The sequence below is a fragment of the Aquabacterium sp. genome, from assembly GCF_030652515.1.
In the GTDB taxonomy this organism is placed as follows: domain Bacteria; phylum Pseudomonadota; class Gammaproteobacteria; order Burkholderiales; family Burkholderiaceae_C; genus Aquabacterium.
Map to the genome: position 1 here is coordinate 108,166 of NZ_JAUSAR010000073.1, position 19,124 is coordinate 127,289.

Consider the following 19,124-nt stretch of genomic DNA (forward strand, 5'->3'; position numbering starts at 1 on the left):
GTCTCGTCATGCGCATCAGCACCGCCTACAGCTTCGACTCTTCGATCGACAACCTGCAAAAGCGCCAAAGCGAAATGTCGCAATCGCAGATGCAGCTCACCTCGGGCAAGAAGGTCAACTTTGCCAGCGACGACCCCATCGCCGCCGCCCGCGCCGAGCGTGCCCTGGCCAGCATCTCGCGCGAAGACGCCAACCAGCGTTCGCTGGATGCCAGCCGCAACGTCATGCAACTGAGCGAATCAGCGATTGGCGACGCCGTCAGCCTGCTGCAAACCGCCCGCGAATCCATGATCGCGGCCGGCAATGGCAGCTACACCGACAAGGAGCGCGAGGCCCTGGCCCTCAAGCTCAAGGACATCCGTGCCCAGATGCTCACCATCGCCAACCGTTCAGACGGTAGCGGCGGCTTCGTGTTTGGCGGCCAAGGCTCGGCCACACCGCCTTTCCTGGACACCACCAGTGGCGTGCAGTTCGTCGGCCAGGGCGGCCAGGTGCAGGCTGCCGCTGGTGAAACGCTGAACCTCACGGTGGATGGCGACCAGACCTGGCTGAAAGCCAAGTCAGGCAATGGCGTCTACGAGACCAACCCCGCCAGCACCAACACCGGCGCAGGGTGGATCACCGCCGGCTCGGTGACCTCGCCCAGCGCCCTGCCCTACCCGGCAGCGCCTGGCGGCACGCCGCCCCAGTACGCCGTCACCTTCACCGTCAACGCGGGCGTGACCACCTACAGCGTCACCAAGGACGGGGGCGGCACCACCTTGACCGACGTGCCTTACGCCAGCGGCAAGGCCATCGTGATCGACGGCATGTCCTTCGCCGTCAGCGGGCAGCCCGCCAATGCCGACAGCTTCACCATCGACCAATCCACCAACGACCTGAGCGTCTTCGATGCCCTGGACTCGGCCATCACCTCGCTGACCACCGGCAACCAAGGCAGCGGCCAGATCATGCAGGCCGTGAACCGGGGTTTGAGCAACCTGGACAGCGTCCTGGGCAACGTCAGCGCCGCGCGCTCGGAAGTTGGTGAAAGCCTGAACCGCATGGACAGCATCGAGGGCCGCATCAGCGCCTCCAAACTAGCGGCCGAAACCGAACGATCCAATGCCGAAGACCTGGACATGGTCTCGGCCATCTCCAAGTTCCAGAACCAGCAATCTGGCTACGAAGCCGCGCTCAAGAGTTATGCGATGGTGCAAAAATTGTCGCTGTTCCAGTACATCAATGGCTGACCCACAAGGGACTCACTGCCCATGACAGACCACCCCATTCTCGGCCAGATCGCCCTGGCCTACTGCCCGGTCATCGACCGCAACCGCGCCGTCACCGCCACGCGCCTGACCGTGTTCCCGGTCAATCAGGGCGGCGCACTGGACTCGGCCTCACTGCTGGCGGCGGTGGGCGAAGCCTGGCCCGTCGGCGGCCCGCAAATCTGGCTGAACGTGCTGAGCGAAGGCCTGCTGCACGACCTGATCTCCGCGCAACCGGCCACGCACATCCTGGTGGAGATCCCTTCCTTCATGGCCTGCGAGCCCGACAGCGTGGGGCCCATCTGCACGCTGCACGCCAATGGCAACCTGCTGCTGCTCAAAGGCCGCCCCTTGCGCGAGTTGCCGCGTGAAGTGCTGCCCTGCTTCAAGTACTCCATCATCGACTACGACGATGACCGCCGCGTCGATCCGCACACCGGCATCAGCAACAGCAGCCCCGAAGGCGTGATCCGCACCATCGGGCATGTGCAATCGGGCATCCGCACGGTTGAGGCCATGGAAAACGCCTTCCGCCGTGGCGCCACCGCCGTGCTGGGCTGGCCCATCGACGACGCCATCGAGGTCTCCACCCGGCCCACCGACCAACCCGCCCTTCAGGTCATCGTGCTGCTCATCGACCAGGTCCACAAACAGGCCGACATCGAAGACCTGGAAAAGACCCTCAAGCGCGACCCGCCGCTGGCCTACAAGCTGATGCGCTTCATCAACTCTCCCGCCTTCGGCCTGTCGGTCGAAATCAGCTCCTTCCGCCACGCCATCATGATCCTGGGCTACCAGCGCCTCAAGCGCTGGCTGGCCCTGCTGCTGGCCACCGCCAGCAAGGATCCGAACATGCGCCCGGTGATGTTCGCCGCCGTGCGCCGTGGCCTGTTGATGGAAGAGCTGTCACGCGGCCATGGCGATGGCGAACTGAGCAACGAGCTGTTCATCTGCGGCGTGTTCTCGCTGCTGGACCGCATGTTCCGCCAGCCTTTCAGCGAGTTGCTCAAGACCATCCCGGTGCCCGAACGCGTCTACCAGGTGCTGGTTGATGGCACCGGCCCCTACGCGCCTTACGTCAACCTGGTCAAGGCCATGGAAGGCCAGACCCTGGACGAGATCCGCGAAGGCGCCGATGCCCTGATGATGAGTTTTGGCGACATCAACAGCGCCATGCTGCGCGCCATGAGTGCGGGCTCGCAACTCGACTGAGGCGAAACAAGCACGGCATCCCCGGTCGGGGGCTCGTAAGATGCGGGATGACCTCATCGGACACCCCCTACGCCAACCTCACCCCTGACGCGGTCCTCCACGCCCTGCAAGCCTCAGGCGTGTTCAGCGACGGCCGCCTTCTGCAGCTCAACTCCTACGAGAACCGCGTCTTCCAGATCGGCCTGGAAGACGCCGGCTACGTCATCGCCAAGTTCTACCGCTCGGGCCGCTGGACCGACGCGCAGATCCTGGAAGAACACGCCTTCGCGCAAGAGTTGATGGACGCCGAGGTGCCCGCCGTGGCCCCGCTGCCCCTGATCGCCGACCTGGAGGTCGACCCCGCCGTGCGCTGCATCGGCCAGCCCGCCACCTTGGGCCTGCTGGGCGACATCCGCCTGGCGGTGACCCCACGCAAAGGTGGCCGCTCGCCTGAGCTGGAAGACCCCGCCGTGCTGGAGCGCCTGGGCCGTTTCCTGGCCCGCTTGCACACCGTGGGCGCCGCCAAAAAATTCAAGCACCGCACCACCTTGAGCGTGGACACCACGGGCCGCGCCGCGCGTGACTGGCTGGTCCAAAACAAGGTCGTCACCGACGACCAACGCGCGGTGTGGCTGTCGGTCGCCGACCAGGCGCTGGACCTGGCCCAAGCCGCCTTTGACCGCATCGATGGCCTGCGCCTGCGCCGCCTGCATGGCGACTGCCACGTCGGCAACGTGCTGTGGACACCCGAAGGCCCGCACTTCGTGGACCTGGACGACGCCTGCATGGGCCCCGCCGTGCAAGACCTGTGGATGCTGCTCAGCGGCGACCACCAGGAGCGCCAGCAACAACTGCATTCACTGCTGTCAGGCTACGAGTCCTTCGCCGATTTTGACTGGCGCGAACTGACGCTGATCGAGCCGCTGCGCACCCTGCGCATCATCCACCACAGTGCCTGGCTGGCCCGGCGCTGGGCCGATCCGGCCTTCCCGGCGGCCTTCGCCTGGTTCGGCACCTCGGCTTACTGGAGCGAACAATCGCAACTGCTGCGGCAACAGATCGAACTCTTGCAGGAAAGCCAGCACGGCCGCCCCATGGTGGACGAAGAAGACTGGTGAACGCCCTGCCCTGGACTCAACTGGCCAACACCGTCCGATTGCGCCCAGCACGTTTGGCGCGGTAAAGCGCCTGGTCGGCGCGCTCGATGGTGTCGGCCACCTCTTCGTCAAAGCGCTGCTCGGCCAAACCGGCTGAAAAGCGGATGTGCAGCTCCGGGTGCTCCGGGCACATCAGCTTGTTGTTCACCACTTCGCGCACCCGCTCCATCATCGCGTCGGCCTGGCCCACGCGGCATTCGGTCAGCATCAGCAAGAACTCTTCGCCACCCCAGCGGGCGATGACGTCGGACTCGCGCAGCTCATGCTGCACAGTGTGGGCAAAGTTGCGCAGCACCTCGTCACCCGCACCGTGGCCATGCGTGTCGTTCACCCGCTTGAAGTGGTCGATGTCCAGGATGCCGATGCAGAACACCCGCCCACCCCGGTCGCTGAACTTCTTCTGCAAGGACAAGGTCTCGACCATGTGACGGCGGTTGAACAGGCCCGTGAGCTCATCGCGCGTGGCCAGGGTCTGGATGCGCTCCACCGCGATGGCCAGCTCATCCTTGCGCGCCCGCAGGCGGGATCGCAGATCGCTGAGCTGACCGGCCAACAGCGAGATCGTGGGCAAGGTGGTGCAGGCGAACAGGAAGTGGATCAGCTCCTGGCGCACCGGGTAACGGCCAGGTTCCAGCGCATTCATGGCCAGCATGGTCAGGCCCTGGGCCACCAGCGCAAAAAAGGCCGCCGACCTGGCTTGCGACGCCGTCAGGTTGAACAAGCCAAACACCAGCACCAGCACCAGCAACATCAAACTCGCCCCACGCGACTCTTCCAGAATGGCATACGCCCCCACCACACAAGTGATGGCCACCATGATCTGCGGCAGGGTCAGTGACGGGTCGGCAAATCGCAGGTTGAAGCCACTGCGCAGCAGGCCGTAGAACAACAGGCAGCTGCCCATCATGTAGGCACCAAGCGCCCAACCCGCGGTCTCGTTCACGGCGCCCACGCTGACCGAGTAGGCCAGCACCACGGTGCAGATCACGAAGTTCACCGCGGCCACCATGTAGCGCTGGATGCGCAAACGCTGCTTGGGATCGCTGGAGAACACCAGGTGCATCAAAGTCTGCAGAAAGCCAGAAGCTTCTTCGCCATCGTTCTTGGTGAACTGCGACAAGGTCACGCCAATCACGGCCAGCAACATGAAGCGCAACAACTCCTGGGCCATGTCATAGGTGTGTGGATGGGCATGCAACAGCCACACCATGGCGGCCCCCATGGCCACAATCACGTAGGCACTGAGCAAGCGCACCTGCAGAGAACGCAGATAGCGGAAACCGTAGAGCAACAAGGGCACCAGGACAAACAACATGACATCCCGGGCAGGCCCACCCATGGTGTAAACCCAAGCGGCATAAGTCACCGCCAACACCATCTGCGGCATGGTCAGCGACGCATCCCGAAAGCGCAGGTTCAGCTTGCTGCGCAGCACCGCGTAAAACACCACCGTGGTCACACCAATGGCCCCGCTGATGGCCAGCACCGGGCCTGTCGGCAGGTAGCCATGGGCAGCCACCCAATTCATCAACAGGCACACCAGCAGGTAAACCACCCCCCCGCCCAGGCAGCGCAGGATGCGCACGCGTTGCTTCCAGTCCTCGCCCAGCAGCCACACGCCCCAGGTGCCCGTGTTGATCATCACGCGATCACGGTGGGCAGGTGTGGACATGGCAATCGCGGGTGAGGTCGGCTCCATTCGGTGATTTCGTCACGTGAATGCCGCACTTGAGCGCCCTTGTCGCCAACTACCCCTTAGCATCGGAACATTGCACACATTCAGCCGGCATCGCCACCATGACCAACGGACTTTTCACCAGCCTAGCCATCCAGCCCGACCCCAGCGAGGCCAATCCACTGGTGATTTACCACGACAAGTGCGCCGACGGCTTTGCCGCCGCCCTGGCCGCCTGGCTGTTCTTTGGGGGGCGGGGCGAGTACCTGGGCCTGGGGCACGGCAAAATCCAGCAGGTGTCGGAGCTGCCCGATCTGAAGGATCGCCCGGTCTACATCCTGGACTTTTCGTTCTCGGCCGAGATCCTGCAAGGCATCGACGATGTCGCGTCCAAGCTGGTCATGCTGGACCACCACAAAAGCGCCGCCGACAAATTGGGCACCTTCCAGTGCCGCTGCGGCATCGTGCACTTCGACATGACACAATCGGGCGCCAAACTCGCCTGGCAGTTCTTTCAGCGCCACCAACCCATCCCCGACCTGGTCCGTTTCGTGGAAGACCGCGACATCTGGACCTGGCAATACCCCGAGAGCGCCGCCTTCCTGGCCGCACTCGACATGGAGCCCTTCGAGTTCCCGCGCTGGGCCGAGATCGCGGCCTTCACCCCCGCGCAAAGCGCCACCTTCCGCGAGCGTGGCGGCGCGATGAACGAGAAGTTCATGAGCCTGTGCCACGACATCGCCCGCAATGCCACCCCCATCACCTTCAATGGCGAAAGCGGCTTGATGGTCAACTGCCCCGGCGCATTCAGCAGCGAAGTGGGTGACCTGCTCGCCACCCAATGCGGCACCTATGCCCTGCTGTGGAACTACAGCAAGGATGGCATCGTCAAGGTCAGCCTGCGCGGGCTGCGCCCCTACAACGTCATCCCGCTGGCCGAATCCATGGGTGGCGGCGGACACGCCCAGGCCTGTGGTTTCAAGATGGGCGTGGACCGCCTGCCCGAGTTGCTGACCGGAACCTTTCAGGCAACCCAGCCCTGACGGCCTGCGCCGACCAGGGACTCACTCACTGGCATTGGCCTTGCCCGTCGATGGTGCCGCTGCAGTAAACAAAGTTGTTCTGCACGCCCATGCCCTCGCCGGTGCGGCCATACAGCGCCAGCATCTTGAAGCCCGATGTGGTCACCGTGATGCCGTTGTCGGGATTGGCCAAAGGGATGGAGACCGACCGGGCTGCCGCCGAGAAATCGATGTCGCCGATCCGGGAGTTCGACTGGTCGCCACATTCGCGGTGCGAGCAGAAAACCGCCGAGTCCAGGCCCGTGTAGCCACGGTTGAAGGTCCAGCTGGCATTGAAGGTGGCCGATTCACCGGTGGCCAATGCCAGCGTGCGCAGGCTGCTCACGGTGCTGTCCGTCAGGGTCGGCCATGGGAAGTTCTCGATGCGGTCAGACAGCGGCGGCACGCCCATCATGTCGACCTCGAACTCGCTGCGCCCATCCAGCACCATCGCGCTGGAGCAGTTGGCATCGGTGTATAGCGAGACCTTCACGGTGCGGCCACCACGGTAGAAGTTGTTGATGGCGGCATCGCCACCCGTGCCGGAAGGCAACTGGATCTGGGTGTCGTCGCTGCTGCGAAGCTGACCGCCTGCATCCGTCGGGTCGCTCAGCAGGTTGCTGGACGAATCGCGCCAGGCCGACAGTCGCTCGGGCGAACCACTGTAGCGCTTGTAGTAGGCCAGAAACACCTCTGCACCATTCGCATCCTTCTGCGTAACCTTGGCGCATTGCAGGCCCGTGATGGCCTGGATGTCGAACTGGAAGGCGCGTGAATGCTCGGTGTAGGCCAAGGCCCCCGTGCTGTCAAAGGTCTGGGTGCGCTGCAAGGCCGCGTTGGCGTGAATGCCAATCGGGTTCACATCGCCCTTGAACTTCCAGGTCTGACCTTCGCGAACCACCGCCATCTCTTCGCCGATGGACTGCAGGCTGCCATCCAGGAGCTTCAAGACAAAAGACACGCGGCAGACTGGATCGGCGCCCGACAGGTCGCAGCGGCCCAGGGTCGGGCTCACGAACGAGACGCCAAAACCAGGGCCTTCGTCGCTTGTGCCAATGAAATCGCACATCAGCGTGCCCACATCGGCCGCGCCCTGCGCGGGGTTGGGGCCGTCAAAGCTCATGCTCGCCGTGCTGGCCAGCAGCCCCGGCAGGTTGGCGCGACAGGCCGTGTCGCTCGCCATGGCCAGCGACATGTTCTGGAACAGGGTTTCAATGCCCGTCAGGGAGACGTTGGCCGCCTGGCTGTCCACCGTCAAAGTGCCTTGGGGTGCCAGGCCCGATTCCAGGTAGAGGTTGCCGGTGCCCAGGCGCGGTGTGATCTGCACAAAGGGGGCGTTGGCCTCGCCGGTGGTCACGCCCACGGAGTCCAGCACGCGGTCGTATCCGGTGCGGGTGCCCGCGGCCAGGTCGCCACTGATGAAATCGAAGTTGGACGGCACGCCCGCGTCAGCCAGGATGCCCGCCAGACCAGTGCGCAAGGTGGTCTGGGCCGCCGCGATGCTGGAGGCGTCCAGCGAGGTACCTGGGCCATTCATCAGGTCTTCCGGCGAATCGCCCGTGGCCAGCAGCACGGCAGCGGTCGTCAAGGGCGTCACATTGGCCACACCCGCGCCTTGCGCCACCGAGTAGACGCAACGGTAGTTGTCGCCCACGTGGCCACAGGCCTCGATGCGGTAGGGGCCTGTGCCCGTCAATGTCACGCCGGTGAAGGCACCTGCAGCGTCCACACTCACCCCGGAGCTGACCACATTGCCGTCAGAGTCCAGGATGCGCACCAGGGCATCGGCCATGGGCGCGCCCACGGCCACGGTGCCCGACAAGCTGTTGCTGGTCGATGAAACGCTGGCCACGTCCGATGAACCACCGCCACCGCACGCCGACAACAGGCCCAACCCCGCGAACGAGACACCCATCAGCAGGCGCTGACGACTTTGCTTCAAAACTGAATTGACCACGGCGGGCTTCCTTATCCGTTGAGCCAGCACTTGGCTGAGCCCTAGGGATATCGGTCAGTGTGAAGAAAGGTGAAGCGTGCGCCCTCGTGATTTGCCAAAAAATGCCGGGGAGCGGAAGGGATCAGGCGCTGGCCAGCGCCCGGTTCAGACGCAAAGCCACCAAGGTGCACAACGCGCCCGACAGCAGGTACAGGCTGAGGTAACCCAAGCCAAAATGGGCGGACAAGCCCAAGGCCACCAGCGGCGCGAAAGCGGCGCCCACCAGCCAGGCGAAGTCGGCGGTCAGCGCCGCACCGGCGTAGCGGTACTTGGTGGAGAAGTTGGACGTCACCGCACCGGCCGATTGCCCGTACGACAAGCCCAGCAAGGCAAAGCCCATCAGGATGAACAGATTCTGGGCACCCGGGCCACCGCTCATCAGCGTGGGCGCGAAACCGCTCAGCACCGCGATCGAGCTGGCCGCCAGACCCAGGGTTTGACGACGGCCGATGCGGTCAGCGATCAGACCCGACAGGATCATGCCCAGCACCGCGATCCCGGCGCCAATGATCTGGATGACCAGAACATCGTTGACAGACTGCGTGTTGCCCAAGGCGATCCAGGACAGCGGAAACACCGTCACGATGTGGAACAAGGCGTAGCTGGCCAGACCAGCGAAGGCGCCGATGAAGATGTTGTGCCCTTGCGTGCGCAGCAGTTCCAGCACGCGGGTGGGCTCCAGTTCGCGCTCTTCCAGCAACTGGGTGTACTCCTCGGTCACCACCAGGCGCAAACGGGCGAACAGCGCCACCACGTTGATGGCAAACGCCACGTAGAAAGGATAGCGCCAGCCCCAATCCAGGAAATCGGCAGACGACAGGTTCGCGTGCAGGAACAGGAACAGGCCGCTGGCGATCGCGAAGCCGATGGGCGCGCCCAACTGGCCCAGCATGGCGTACCAGCCGCGGCGGTTTTCCGGGGCGTTCAGCGCCAGCAGGGAGGGCAGGCCATCCCACGAACCACCCAGGGCGATGCCTTGCAGGAAGCGGAACACCGACAGCAGCACGATGGAGGTGAAACCCAAGGTGGCGTAGCCCGGCAAAAAGGCCATGCCCGCCGTGGAAATGCCCAGCAGGAACAGCGCCATCGTCAATTTGGTGCCACGCCCCCAGCGGCGCTGAATCGCCATGAACAAGGCCGTGCCGAACGGCCGCGCGATGAAGGCGAACGAAAAGATGACAAAGGCCCACAAGATCCCCGACAGGCGATCGCTGGACGGGAAAAACACCGCCGGGAAGACCAGCACCGAGGCAATGCCGTACACAAAGAAGTCGAAATACTCGGAAGCCCGGCCAATGACCACGCCAATGGCAATTTCACCCGGGGCAATTTCGGAATGGCCGGCGGCAACGCCACCCTGCTGGGGCTGCAACGAAGGCTCGGGGTAGGTCTGATCGATGCTGGACATCATGCTTACTCGTGATTCGAATGTAGTTTTTCAAGCGGACACCCCGAGGTTCTCACCTCTGCGGGATTGCCGCCATAGGACAAAACGCCCAATACCCAAGGCAAGTCAATAGGGGTAGATTCTGCCTCTTCTGCGGTCACGCGCTCAAACTCCGTCTGGCAATGCTTTCCCTCAAGAACCTTCGCGGACCCCTCCTGCTCCTCGCCACCGCCTTCCTGGGTGGCTGCAAAGCGGTGGTGATGAACCCTTCGGGCGACGTGGCCGCGCAGCAGCGCGACCTCATCGTGGTCTCCACGGTGTTGATGTTGCTGATCATCGTCCCGGTGATCATCCTGACACTGTGGTTCGCCTGGAAATACCGGCAATCCAACACGCAGGCCGAGTACGCGCCCGACTGGGACCACTCCACCCACCTTGAACTGGTGATCTGGGCCGCCCCCTTGCTGATCATCATCGCGCTGGGCGCCGTCACCTGGATCAGCACCCACACGCTCGACCCCTACCGCCCTCTGCAACGCGTGGCCGCTGGCAAGCCCGTCGCCGCCGATGTCAAGCCCCTGGTGGTTGAAGTGGTCGCCCTGGACTGGAAATGGCTGTTCTTCTACCCAGAGCAAGGCATTGCCACGGTGAACGAGCTGGCCGCCCCGGTCGATCGCCCCATCCAGTTCAAGATCACCGCGTCCACCGTGATGAACTCCTTCTTCATCCCCGCGCTGGCCGGTCAGATCTACGCCATGCCTGGCATGGAAACCAAACTGCACGCCGTCATCAACAAGCCCGGCGAATACCAAGGCATTTCGGCCAACTACAGCGGCGCGGGCTTCTCGGGCATGCACTTCAAGTTCCACGGCCTGAGCAACGCCGATTTCGACAAGTGGGTGCAAACCGCCAAAACCAACGGCGGCGAGCTGAGCCGTGAAAAATACCTGGCCCTCGAAAAGCCCAGCGAGCGCGAACCGGTGCGCCTCTACGCCAACGTGGCACCAGGCCTGTACGACGCCATCCTGAACCGCTGCGTCGAGAGCAACCGCATGTGCATGAAAGACATCATGGCCATCGACGCCCGTGGTGGCCAGGGCAAGCCCGGCACCTTCAACGTGGTGTCCTCCAGCCAGTCCAACCGCACCTACGTCGGCGCCATGTGCACAACCACCAACCTGACCGGCGCCACGCCTGCGCCCGTCACCCAGCCGCTGTAACGCTGTCAGCAAGCGCGCGCCCCCTCACCTTTGCCACCCGGACCCACGATGTTCGACCAACTCGACTTAACGAAGCTCATCTTCGGCCGCCTCAGCTGGGAGGCGATTCCCCTCCACGACCCCATCCTGCTCGTGACCTTCGCCGCCGTTGTGCTTGGCGGCCTGTCTCTGGTGGGTGCGATCACCTACTTCAAGCTGTGGGGCTATCTCTGGAAGGAATGGTTCACCAGCATCGACCACAAGAAGATCGGGATCATGTACATCATCCTGGGCTTGGTCATGCTGCTGCGCGGCTTTGCCGACGCGCTGATGATGCGGGCCCAGCAGGCCATCGCCTTTGGTGACAACGCCGGCTTCCTGCCGCCGCACCACTATGACCAGATCTTCACCGCCCACGGCGTGATCATGATCTTCTTCGTGGCCATGCCCCTGGTCACGGGCCTGATGAACTTCGTGGTGCCGCTGCAAATCGGCGCCCGCGACGTGGCCTTCCCCTTCCTGAACAACTTCAGTTTCTGGATGACCGCCAGTGGCGCCGCCCTGGTGATGGCTTCGCTGTTCGTGGGCGAGTTCGCCAAGACCGGCTGGCTGGCCTACCCACCGCTGTCAGGCATCCTGCACAGCCCTGACGTGGGGGTCGATTACTACATCTGGTCCTTGCAGATAGCGGGGGTCGGAACCTTGCTGTCGGGCATCAACCTGCTGGCCACCATCATCAAGATGCGCGCGCCCGGCATGACCCTGATGAAGATGCCCGTCTTCACCTGGACGTCGCTGTGCACCAACGTGCTGATCGTGGCCGCCTTCCCGGTGCTGACCGCCGTGCTGGGCCTGCTGTCCCTGGACCGTTACGTGGGCACCAACTTCTTCACGAACGACTTCGGCGGCAACGCCATGATGTACGTGAACCTGATCTGGATCTGGGGCCACCCCGAGGTCTACATCCTGATCCTGCCTTTGTTCGGCGTCTTCTCTGAAGTCGTGTCCACCTTCAGCGGCAAGAAGCTGTTCGGCTACGCCTCCATGGTCTACGCCACGGTCGTGATCACGATCCTGTCCTACCTGGTGTGGCTGCACCACTTCTTCACCATGGGCTCCGGCGCCAGCGTCAACAGCTTCTTCGGCATCACCACGATGATCATCTCGATCCCGACCGGGGCCAAGATCTTCAACTGGCTGTTCACGATGTACAAGGGCCGCATCCGCTTTGAAGTGCCGATGATGTGGACCATGGGCTTCATGGTCACCTTCGTGATCGGCGGCATGACCGGCGTGATGCTGGCCGTGCCCCCGGCCGACTTCGTGCTGCACAACAGCCTGTTCCTGATCGCCCACTTCCACAACGTGATCATCGGCGGCGTGCTGTTCGGCCTGATGGCTGGCATCACCTACTGGTTCCCCAAGGCCTTTGGCTACAAGCTCGATCCGTTCTGGGGCAAGTGCTCGTTCTGGTTCTGGCTGATCGGCTTCTGGGTCGCCTTCACCCCGCTGTACATCCTCGGCTTCATGGGCGTGACCCGCCGCACCAGCCACTTCCAGGACATGTCCCTGCAGATCTGGTTCCAGATCGCGGCCTTCGGCGCGGTCCTGATCGCCTTCGGCATCGCCTGCTTCCTGATCCAGTTGGTCGTCAGCTTCATGAAGCGCGAGCAATTGCGCGATCACACGGGTGATCCCTGGAATGGCCGCACGCTGGAATGGTCGACCTCGTCGCCACCGCCCGCCTACAACTTCGCCTTCACGCCCCGCATCCATGACAACGATGCCTGGTGGGACATGAAGCAGCGCGGCTACGAGCGGCCCTTGAGCGGCTTCCTGCCGATCCACATGCCCAAGAACACGGGCGCAGGCATCATCCTGGCTGGCCTGAGCACCGCCTTCGGCTTCACCATGATCTGGCAGATGTGGCTGCCGGCCGCCCTGTCCTTCATCACCCTCGTGGTGGTGGCCATTGCCCACACCTTCAACTACAAGCGCGATTACTACATCCCTGCTGATGACGTCATTCGCACCGAGGCCGAACGCACGCACCTGCTGACCAGCCATGTCTAATACCGCCACCCTTTCCCCCAACGCCCGGGAGCCCATCAGCTTCCACGTGGCCGAAGAGCACCACGTCGAGAACGGCACCCTGATCGGCTTCTGGCTGTACCTGATGAGCGACTGCCTCATCTTTGCCTGCCTGTTCGCCGTTCACGGCGTGCTGGGTCGCAACTACGCGGCAGGCCCCTCGGGTGCCGACCTGTTCGACCTGCCGCTGGTGGCACTCAACACCTCCATGCTGTTGCTGTCGTCGATCACGTATGGCTTCGCGATGCTGGAAATGCAGAAGAAGCACGTGCGCGGCACCTTGGTGTGGCTGGCCATCACCGGCCTGTTCGGCGTGGCGTTCATCGGCCTGGAACTGTACGAGTTCGCGCACCTGATCCATGAAGGCGCCACGCCTCAGCGCAGCGCTTTCCTGTCGTCCTTCTTCACCCTGGTGGGCACCCACGGCCTGCACGTAACCTTCGGCATCATCTGGCTGGTCACCTTGATGGCACAGGTCTCCAAACACGGCCTGACCATCGAGAACAAGCGCCGCCTGATGTGCCTGTCGATGTTCTGGCACTTTCTGGACGTGGTCTGGATCGGCGTCTTCACCTTCGTGTACCTGATGGGAGTGCTGCCATGAGCGCGCATACCGATACCGCTGGGCACGGCGCCCACCACCATGACGATCACCACGACGATGGCGCCAGCCACGGCTCGCTGAAGGAATACACGATCGGCTTCGTGCTGTCGGTCATCCTCACGGCCATCCCCTTCTGGCTCGTCATGGGCAAGGTGTTCGACCAATCGAGCACCACGGCCCTGGTCGTGCTGGGCTTCGCGGCCGTGCAGATCGTTGTGCACATGATCTACTTCCTGCACATGAACACCCGCTCCGAAGGCGGCTGGAGCATGCTGGCCCTGATCTTCACGCTGGTGCTGGTGGTGATCACCTTGAGTGGCTCCTTGTGGGTGATGTTCCACATGAACACCAACATGATGCCCATGTCGATCCACGAGATGAAGAACATGCCTTGAGGCCGATGGACCACCACGCGATGGGTGCCGATGCTGACACTCCGCGGCGTGGTCCGCGCTCCAAGGGCGTGCTGGCCGTCCTGGCCATCATCGCCGCATTGGTGTTCAGCGGCTTTGCCGCACTGGGCACCTGGCAGGTCAAGCGCCTGTTCTGGAAGCTTGACCTGATTGAGCGGGTCGATCAGCGTGTGAACGCCCCGGCCGCCCCTGCCCCCGGGCCCATGCAGTGGCCCCAGTTGCAGACCAGCACCGACGAGTACCGCCATGTGCAGGCCAGCGGCACCTTCCTGCACGAGCGGGAAACCCTGGTGCAAGCCGTCACGGTTTTGGGCAGCGGCTTCTGGGTGTTGACCCCGCTGAAGTTGGCAGATGGCACGGTGCTGCTGGTCAACCGAGGTTTTGTCCCGCCTGAAAAGCAGGCCAGGGCCAGTCGACAAGCCACCGAACCCCGGGCCAACACCACCGTCACCGGCCTGCTGCGCATGAGCGAACCCGGTGGCGCCTTCCTTCGCAACAACGATCCGGCCAATCAGCGCTGGTACTCGCGAGATGTCCAGGCCATCGCCGCCGCCCACCACTTGGGCCCTGTCGCGCCTTATTTCGTGGATGCGAAGGCCAACCCTTCCCAGGAATGGCCTGCGGGCGGGCTGACGGTGATCGCCTTCAAGAACCACCACCTCGTGTACGCCATCACCTGGTACGCCCTGGCCTTGATGACGCTGGGTGCCGCCTGGTATGTCAGGCGTGACGAACAACGACTGCGCCAACGCCAAACCGATCAGAATGCCGGCTAGTTCGACGACGAAAGCACCGATGTCACGCCAGACCGAACTCCCAGTGACCGAAGAAGGACCGCCACCGGCAGCCGCCAAGGTCCGGGGCGTCAACCATGCCACGGGCCTGAAGAACATGCAGCTGTTGATTCAGCTGCGCTGGATCGCGGTCGTCGGCCAGATCATCACCATCGCGGTCGCGCATTTCGCCTACGGCATCCAGTTGCCGCTCAACCACCTGCTGACCGTGCTGGCCTGCCTGGTGGCCTTCAATGTGGCCAGCCAGGTGCACTGGCGCGCGCACCGCGAGGTCACCAACGGCGAGCTGTTTTTCGCGCTGCTGGTCGATGTCAGCATGTTGACATCGCAGCTCTACCTCAGCGGCGGCGCCACCAATCCCTTCGCTTTCCTCTACCTGCTGCAGGTCACCTTGGCCGCCTTGTTGCTGGAGGCCTGGTCCACCTGGACCATCTTTGCCATCACTGCCACCTGCTTTGCCAGCCTGGCCTTGTTCGGCGTGCCTTTGGCATTCCCGCCCGACCAGGACCGGGGACTGTTCAACCCCTACATGCAGGGCATGCTGATCTGCTTTGCGCTCAATGCGGCGCTGCTGGTGATCTTCATCACGCGCATCAGTTTCAACCTGCGCAAGCGCGACGCGCGCCTGGCCAACCTGCGGCAACGCGCGGCCGAAGAAGAGCACATCGTGCGCATGGGCCTGCTGGCCTCGGGTGCCGCGCATGAACTGGGCACCCCGCTGGCCACGCTGGCCGTCATCCTGGGCGATTGGGCTCGCCTGCCCTCCTTCACCTCCGACCCCGAGCTGCTGCAAGAGGTCGATGAGATGCAAGCCCAGGTTCAGCGGTGCAAAGCCATCGTGAGCGGCATCCTGCTGTCGGCGGGCGAGGCACGCGGCGAGTCGTCAGAAAAAACCACCGTCTGCACCTTCATGGACGAACTGGTGGACGAGTGGCGCGCCACGCGCCCGGCCACCGCCTTCGTGTACGACAACCGCTTTGGCCAGGATCTGACCATGGTGTCCGACTCGGCCCTGAAGCAAACCATCTGCAATGTGCTGGACAATGCGCTGGAGGCATCCCCGCATCTGAAGCTGGAAGTCGCCCGTGATGCTGACACGCTGAGCGTCACCGTCACCGACAATGGTCCAGGTTTCGGCCCGGCCATGCTGGCCAACTTTGGCAAGCCTTACCAATCGAGCAAAGGGCGGCCCGGCCGAGGGCTGGGGCTGTTCCTGGCGGTGAATGTGGCCCGCACGCTGGGCGGCAGCCTCACCGCGCGCAACCGGGCTGGCGGCGGCGCGGTGGTCACACTCACCCTGCCCCTGTCCGCCATCACTTTTGAGGAAGACGACACCCATGGAAGAAGCAGCTGAGCGCGTGCTGCTCATCGTTGAAGACGACGCGGCGTTTGCACGAACGCTCGGCCGCTCGTTCGAGCGCCGCGGCTACGAAGTCATGCTCGCGGCCAGCCTGGAGGGCGTGACCGAGTTGCTGCAACAGCGCTCGCCCGGTTATGCCGTCGTCGATCTGAAGCTGAACAGCGAAGCCTCAGGCCTGGCCTGCGTGCAAAAGCTCAACGCGCACGACCCCGACATGCTGATCGTGGTGCTGACGGGCTTTGCCAGCATTGCCACCGCGGTCGAGGCCATCAAGCTGGGCGCCTGCCACTACCTGGCCAAGCCCTCCAACACCGACGACATCGAGGCCGCTTTTGGCCGCGCGGAAGGCGACACCGAGGTCGGGCTGACCAACCGATCCACGTCGATCAAGACCTTGGAATGGGAGCGCATCCACGAGATCCTGGCCGAGACCGGTTTCAACATCTCCGAGACCGCCCGGCGATTGGGCATGCACCGGCGCACCTTGGCGCGCAAGCTGGGCAAGCAGCAGGTCAAGTAACGCCCAGAAACCCCGCGTTTCATGCCGCTTACCCTGATTGGATAGCATGGGGCCCCAGCAAGGAGGCCTCAACGCATGCAACGACGTCACTTCATCCAGACCGCCGCCGCCCTGGCCGCCGCCGGCATCCCCATGCCCAACCTCATGGCCGCCGAACAGGCGGGCGCCATGAGCAAACTGGGCAAGCCGCAGCCTTTCAGCTACGCGTGGCTCAAAGGGCAAGCCAGCATGCTGGCCAAGCAAGCCTGGCGTGCACCCACCGCCCGCGTGCCCGATGAGTTGACCCAACTGGATTGGGACCAATACCAATCCATCGGCTACCACGACCAGCATGCGCTGTGGGCGCAGCAAAAGCGGCGCTTTGAAGTCAAGTTCTTCCACCTGGGCCGCGGTTTCACCACCCCCGTCCACATGCACGAAGTGATCGACGGCCAAGCCCGGGAGCTGGCCTACGACCCCAGCATGTTCGACTACGGCCAAAGCGGCGTGCGTGGCTCGCGCTTGCCCAAAGACCTGGGCTTCGCGGGCTTTCGGGTCAACTTCCACACCGACTGGAAGCGCGACGTCGCGGCCTTCCTGGGTGCGAGTTATTTCCGTGCGGTGGGCGGTGAAGCCCAGTACGGCCTGTCTGCCCGCGGCCTGGCCATTGATTGCGGCGCCGAGCGGCCTGAAGAGTTCCCCGTGTTCACCTCATATTGGTTGGAACGCCCTTCACCCACCTCGTCGGTGCTCACGGTCTATGGGCTGCTCGACTCGCCCAGTGTGGCTGGGGCTTACCGCTTTGACATCCATCCTGGCGAGATGATGGTCATGGACGTGGACGCCGCCCTGTACCCCCGCAAGCCCATCGAGCGACTGGGCATCGCGCCCCTGACCAGCATGTTCCAGCATGGTGAGAACGACCAGCGCATGGCCAACGACTGGCGCGCCGAAATCCACGACTCCGACGGCCTGGCCATGTGGCGCGGCAACGGCGAATGGCTCTGGCGCCCGGTCACCAACCCGGCAGGGCTGCGATTCAGCGCCCACGCCGACGAGAACCCGCGTGGCTTCGGCCTGCTGCAGCGCGACCGCCAGTTCGACCACTACCAGGACGATGGCGTGTTCTACGAACGAAGGCCCAGCTTGTGGGTGGAGCCCAAGGCGGGCTGGGGTAAAGGCGCCGTGCAATTGGTGGAGCTGCCCACCGACGACGAGACCAACGACAACATCGTCGCCTTCTGGAACCCCGACGCCAAATTGCTGCCCGGGCAAGAACGCCTGTTCAGTTACCGACTGCATTGGGGCGCCAGGCCGCCTGTGCAGCCCACAGCAGCGCAAGTGGTGGCCACCCGCACGGGCATCGGCGGCGTGGTCGGCCAAAAGCGGAAGTATTTTTCCTGGCGCTTCGTGGTGGACTTTGCCGGTGGCGACCTGCCCATGCTGCGCGAAGGCGCGAAAGTGGAGCCGGTGATCACCGCATCACGTGGCCAGGTGGAGATCACCTCGGCCCGGCCCTTGGCCTCGGTCAACGGCTACCGGGCCATGTTCGATCTGCGCCCCCTGGATGACAGCACCGCGCCGGTGGAGCTTCGCCTTTACCTCAGCTACAACGGCCAGCCGATGAGCGAGACCTGGCTGTACCAATGGACGCCACCACCGGCGGCTCAGCGCCGGCTGTGATCATTCAATTGGCGCTCAGACCGCCGACTGGCGGCGGCGGGTCATGACACCGGCCACGCCCAAGCCTGCCAGCAGCAAGGCGTAGGTTTGCGGCTCGGGCACCGCCACGGCCACGTTGGTGAACACGAAGCTCTCGTCGTCGTAGTTGTAGTCGGCCCCGGGGAACGGCAAATCCTCGAACCCGACGTAGATGCCGACGGGGACGCCGCTGAACAGTGGCGATGTCGCCGTGTAAGCCGTGGAGTAGATGTGGTTGTGCGCGGTTTCGCCCACCCCGTCATAGGCGGCATTGAGTGTTGGATCTGAATAGACCTGCGCACCCAGCGTCAGGTTCCTCATCACCAGGGTCAAGGTGTCGCCCGCATTGACCGACCCCAGGTTGAAGCTCTGCCCCACCAACGAGGTGTGGTTGTTCAAGCCAAAACCTGCGGCGGTTTGCACGCCATTGACCAGCAAACCCATCTCGTTTTCATACCCAGCGCCTGCCCCGCCCACGAAATAGGCGATGACATCACCGGTGGTGGCCGCCGTGAACGAATACGTGGCCGTGTTGTACGTACCGGCGTTGGCGTAGGGAATCACATCGTCGGCGTGGGCCAGTGTGGCAACGCCAGCCGCCAGCGTGGCGGCCATCACGTGGCGGCTGACCTGTGCCTTCAAGGCAGACATGGGCATGATCATGAGAACTCCTTGGGTGAAGTGAATTGTTCTGAAAATAGGACAAAACACTCTAGCCCAAAAAGAACGCTGAGGGAATAACGGAA

General features: G+C 63.6%; 16 protein-coding genes. 12 read left to right on the plus strand and 4 right to left on the minus strand.

Annotated elements, in window-relative coordinates:
- The first annotated feature begins 8 nt into the window (after positions 1–8).
- Genes flgL through Q7V20_RS09470 form a run of 3 tightly spaced genes read left to right on the plus strand, consistent with a single transcriptional unit; the run spans position 9 to position 3,559 of the window.
- Positions 9–1,232: a flagellar hook-associated protein FlgL gene (gene flgL / locus Q7V20_RS09460; RefSeq protein ID WP_304789750.1), complete on the plus strand. Its 1,224-nt coding sequence runs from the start codon at positions 9–11 to the stop codon at positions 1,230–1,232.
- 21 nt (positions 1,233–1,253) lie between these two features.
- Positions 1,254–2,462: an EAL and HDOD domain-containing protein gene (locus Q7V20_RS09465; RefSeq protein ID WP_304789752.1), complete on the plus strand. Its 1,209-nt coding sequence runs from the start codon at positions 1,254–1,256 to the stop codon at positions 2,460–2,462.
- 47 nt (positions 2,463–2,509) lie between these two features.
- Positions 2,510–3,559, plus strand: a complete 1,050-nt coding sequence (locus Q7V20_RS09470) for a serine/threonine protein kinase (RefSeq protein ID WP_304789754.1) — start codon at positions 2,510–2,512, stop codon at positions 3,557–3,559.
- A gap of 16 nt (positions 3,560–3,575) precedes the next feature.
- Here the strand turns inward: Q7V20_RS09470 and Q7V20_RS09475 are convergent, their stop codons facing one another.
- The gene (locus Q7V20_RS09475) at positions 3,576–5,270 is read right to left on the minus strand and encodes a diguanylate cyclase (protein WP_304789757.1); all 1,695 of its coding nucleotides are present in this window, start codon (positions 5,268–5,270) and stop codon (positions 3,576–3,578) included.
- Between the two features lie 125 nt (positions 5,271–5,395).
- Between Q7V20_RS09475 and Q7V20_RS09480 the strand changes: the two genes are divergently transcribed.
- The gene (locus Q7V20_RS09480) at positions 5,396–6,316 is read left to right on the plus strand and encodes a DHH family phosphoesterase (RefSeq protein WP_304789760.1); all 921 of its coding nucleotides are present in this window, start codon (positions 5,396–5,398) and stop codon (positions 6,314–6,316) included.
- Between the two features lie 25 nt (positions 6,317–6,341).
- Here Q7V20_RS09480 and Q7V20_RS09485 read toward each other — a convergent pair whose 3' ends face one another.
- A complete protein-coding gene (locus Q7V20_RS09485) occupies positions 6,342–8,291 on the minus strand; it encodes a hypothetical protein (RefSeq protein ID WP_304789762.1) in 1,950 nt (649 codons plus the stop codon).
- A 121-nt stretch (positions 8,292–8,412) separates the two neighbouring features.
- Complete coding sequence (locus tag Q7V20_RS09490; protein ID WP_304789885.1) at positions 8,413–9,738, minus strand: MFS transporter; 1,326 nt, start codon at positions 9,736–9,738, stop codon at positions 8,413–8,415.
- Between the two features lie 161 nt (positions 9,739–9,899).
- On the opposite strand from Q7V20_RS09490, the gene cyoA reads away from it, so the two are divergent.
- The 8 genes from cyoA (at position 9,900) to Q7V20_RS09530 (ending at position 18,360) form a co-directional block, all read left to right on the plus strand.
- Positions 9,900–10,937 carry a ubiquinol oxidase subunit II gene (gene cyoA / locus Q7V20_RS09495; protein ID WP_304789765.1) on the plus strand — a complete coding sequence of 346 codons (1,038 nt, stop codon included), beginning with the start codon at positions 9,900–9,902 and terminating at the stop codon, positions 10,935–10,937.
- Positions 10,938–10,985: 48 nt separating this feature from the next.
- Positions 10,986–12,989 (plus strand): cytochrome o ubiquinol oxidase subunit I, encoded by a 2,004-nt coding sequence (gene cyoB / locus Q7V20_RS09500; protein ID WP_304789768.1) that lies wholly within the window; start codon positions 10,986–10,988, stop codon positions 12,987–12,989.
- Positions 12,982–13,611 carry a cytochrome o ubiquinol oxidase subunit III gene (cyoC, locus tag Q7V20_RS09505; protein ID WP_304789770.1) on the plus strand — a complete coding sequence of 210 codons (630 nt, stop codon included), beginning with the start codon at positions 12,982–12,984 and terminating at the stop codon, positions 13,609–13,611. The genes cyoB and cyoC overlap by 8 nt, the downstream gene beginning before the upstream one ends.
- Positions 13,608–14,006: a cytochrome o ubiquinol oxidase subunit IV gene (cyoD, locus tag Q7V20_RS09510; RefSeq protein ID WP_304789773.1), complete on the plus strand. Its 399-nt coding sequence runs from the start codon at positions 13,608–13,610 to the stop codon at positions 14,004–14,006. Before cyoC ends, cyoD begins: the two co-directional genes overlap by 4 nt.
- A gap of 5 nt (positions 14,007–14,011) precedes the next feature.
- Positions 14,012–14,800, plus strand: a complete 789-nt coding sequence (locus Q7V20_RS09515) for an SURF1 family protein (protein ID WP_370652434.1) — start codon at positions 14,012–14,014, stop codon at positions 14,798–14,800.
- Between the two features lie 19 nt (positions 14,801–14,819).
- Complete coding sequence (locus Q7V20_RS09520) at positions 14,820–16,172, plus strand: ATP-binding protein (protein WP_304789776.1); 1,353 nt, start codon at positions 14,820–14,822, stop codon at positions 16,170–16,172.
- The gene (locus tag Q7V20_RS09525; RefSeq protein WP_304789779.1) at positions 16,156–16,698 is read left to right on the plus strand and encodes a response regulator transcription factor; all 543 of its coding nucleotides are present in this window, start codon (positions 16,156–16,158) and stop codon (positions 16,696–16,698) included. The genes Q7V20_RS09520 and Q7V20_RS09525 overlap by 17 nt, the downstream gene beginning before the upstream one ends.
- A 75-nt stretch (positions 16,699–16,773) precedes the next feature.
- Positions 16,774–18,360 (plus strand): glucan biosynthesis protein, encoded by a 1,587-nt coding sequence (locus tag Q7V20_RS09530; RefSeq protein ID WP_304789782.1) that lies wholly within the window; start codon positions 16,774–16,776, stop codon positions 18,358–18,360.
- Between the two features lie 15 nt (positions 18,361–18,375).
- Here the strand turns inward: Q7V20_RS09530 and Q7V20_RS09535 are convergent, their stop codons facing one another.
- Positions 18,376–19,041: a PEP-CTERM sorting domain-containing protein gene (locus Q7V20_RS09535; protein WP_304789786.1), complete on the minus strand. Its 666-nt coding sequence runs from the start codon at positions 19,039–19,041 to the stop codon at positions 18,376–18,378.
- Between the last annotated feature and the right edge of the window lie 83 nt (positions 19,042–19,124).

Bases quoted from the DNA above. Each gene is read 5' to 3' on its own strand.
- cyoA (WP_304789765.1), top strand. From the start codon at position 9,900: ATGCTTTCCCTCAAGAACCTTCGCGGACCCCTCCTGCTCCTCGCCACC.
- Q7V20_RS09480 (WP_304789760.1), top strand. From the start codon at position 5,396: ATGACCAACGGACTTTTCACCAGCCTAGCCATCCAGCCCGACCCCAGC.
- Q7V20_RS09525 (WP_304789779.1), top strand. From the start codon at position 16,156: ATGGAAGAAGCAGCTGAGCGCGTGCTGCTCATCGTTGAAGACGACGCG.
- Q7V20_RS09520 (WP_304789776.1), top strand. From the start codon at position 14,820: ATGTCACGCCAGACCGAACTCCCAGTGACCGAAGAAGGACCGCCACCG.
- cyoB (WP_304789768.1), top strand. From the start codon at position 10,986: ATGTTCGACCAACTCGACTTAACGAAGCTCATCTTCGGCCGCCTCAGC.
- flgL (WP_304789750.1), top strand. From the start codon at position 9: ATGCGCATCAGCACCGCCTACAGCTTCGACTCTTCGATCGACAACCTG.
- Q7V20_RS09515 (WP_370652434.1), top strand. From the start codon at position 14,012: ATGGACCACCACGCGATGGGTGCCGATGCTGACACTCCGCGGCGTGGT.
- Q7V20_RS09490 (WP_304789885.1), bottom strand. From the start codon at position 9,738: ATGTCCAGCATCGATCAGACCTACCCCGAGCCTTCGTTGCAGCCCCAG.
- Q7V20_RS09530 (WP_304789782.1), top strand. From the start codon at position 16,774: ATGCAACGACGTCACTTCATCCAGACCGCCGCCGCCCTGGCCGCCGCC.
- cyoC (WP_304789770.1), top strand. From the start codon at position 12,982: ATGTCTAATACCGCCACCCTTTCCCCCAACGCCCGGGAGCCCATCAGC.
- Q7V20_RS09465 (WP_304789752.1), top strand. From the start codon at position 1,254: ATGACAGACCACCCCATTCTCGGCCAGATCGCCCTGGCCTACTGCCCG.
- Q7V20_RS09470 (WP_304789754.1), top strand. From the start codon at position 2,510: ATGACCTCATCGGACACCCCCTACGCCAACCTCACCCCTGACGCGGTC.
- Q7V20_RS09535 (WP_304789786.1), bottom strand. From the start codon at position 19,041: ATGATCATGCCCATGTCTGCCTTGAAGGCACAGGTCAGCCGCCACGTG.
- cyoD (WP_304789773.1), top strand. From the start codon at position 13,608: ATGAGCGCGCATACCGATACCGCTGGGCACGGCGCCCACCACCATGAC.
- Q7V20_RS09475 (WP_304789757.1), bottom strand. From the start codon at position 5,270: ATGTCCACACCTGCCCACCGTGATCGCGTGATGATCAACACGGGCACC.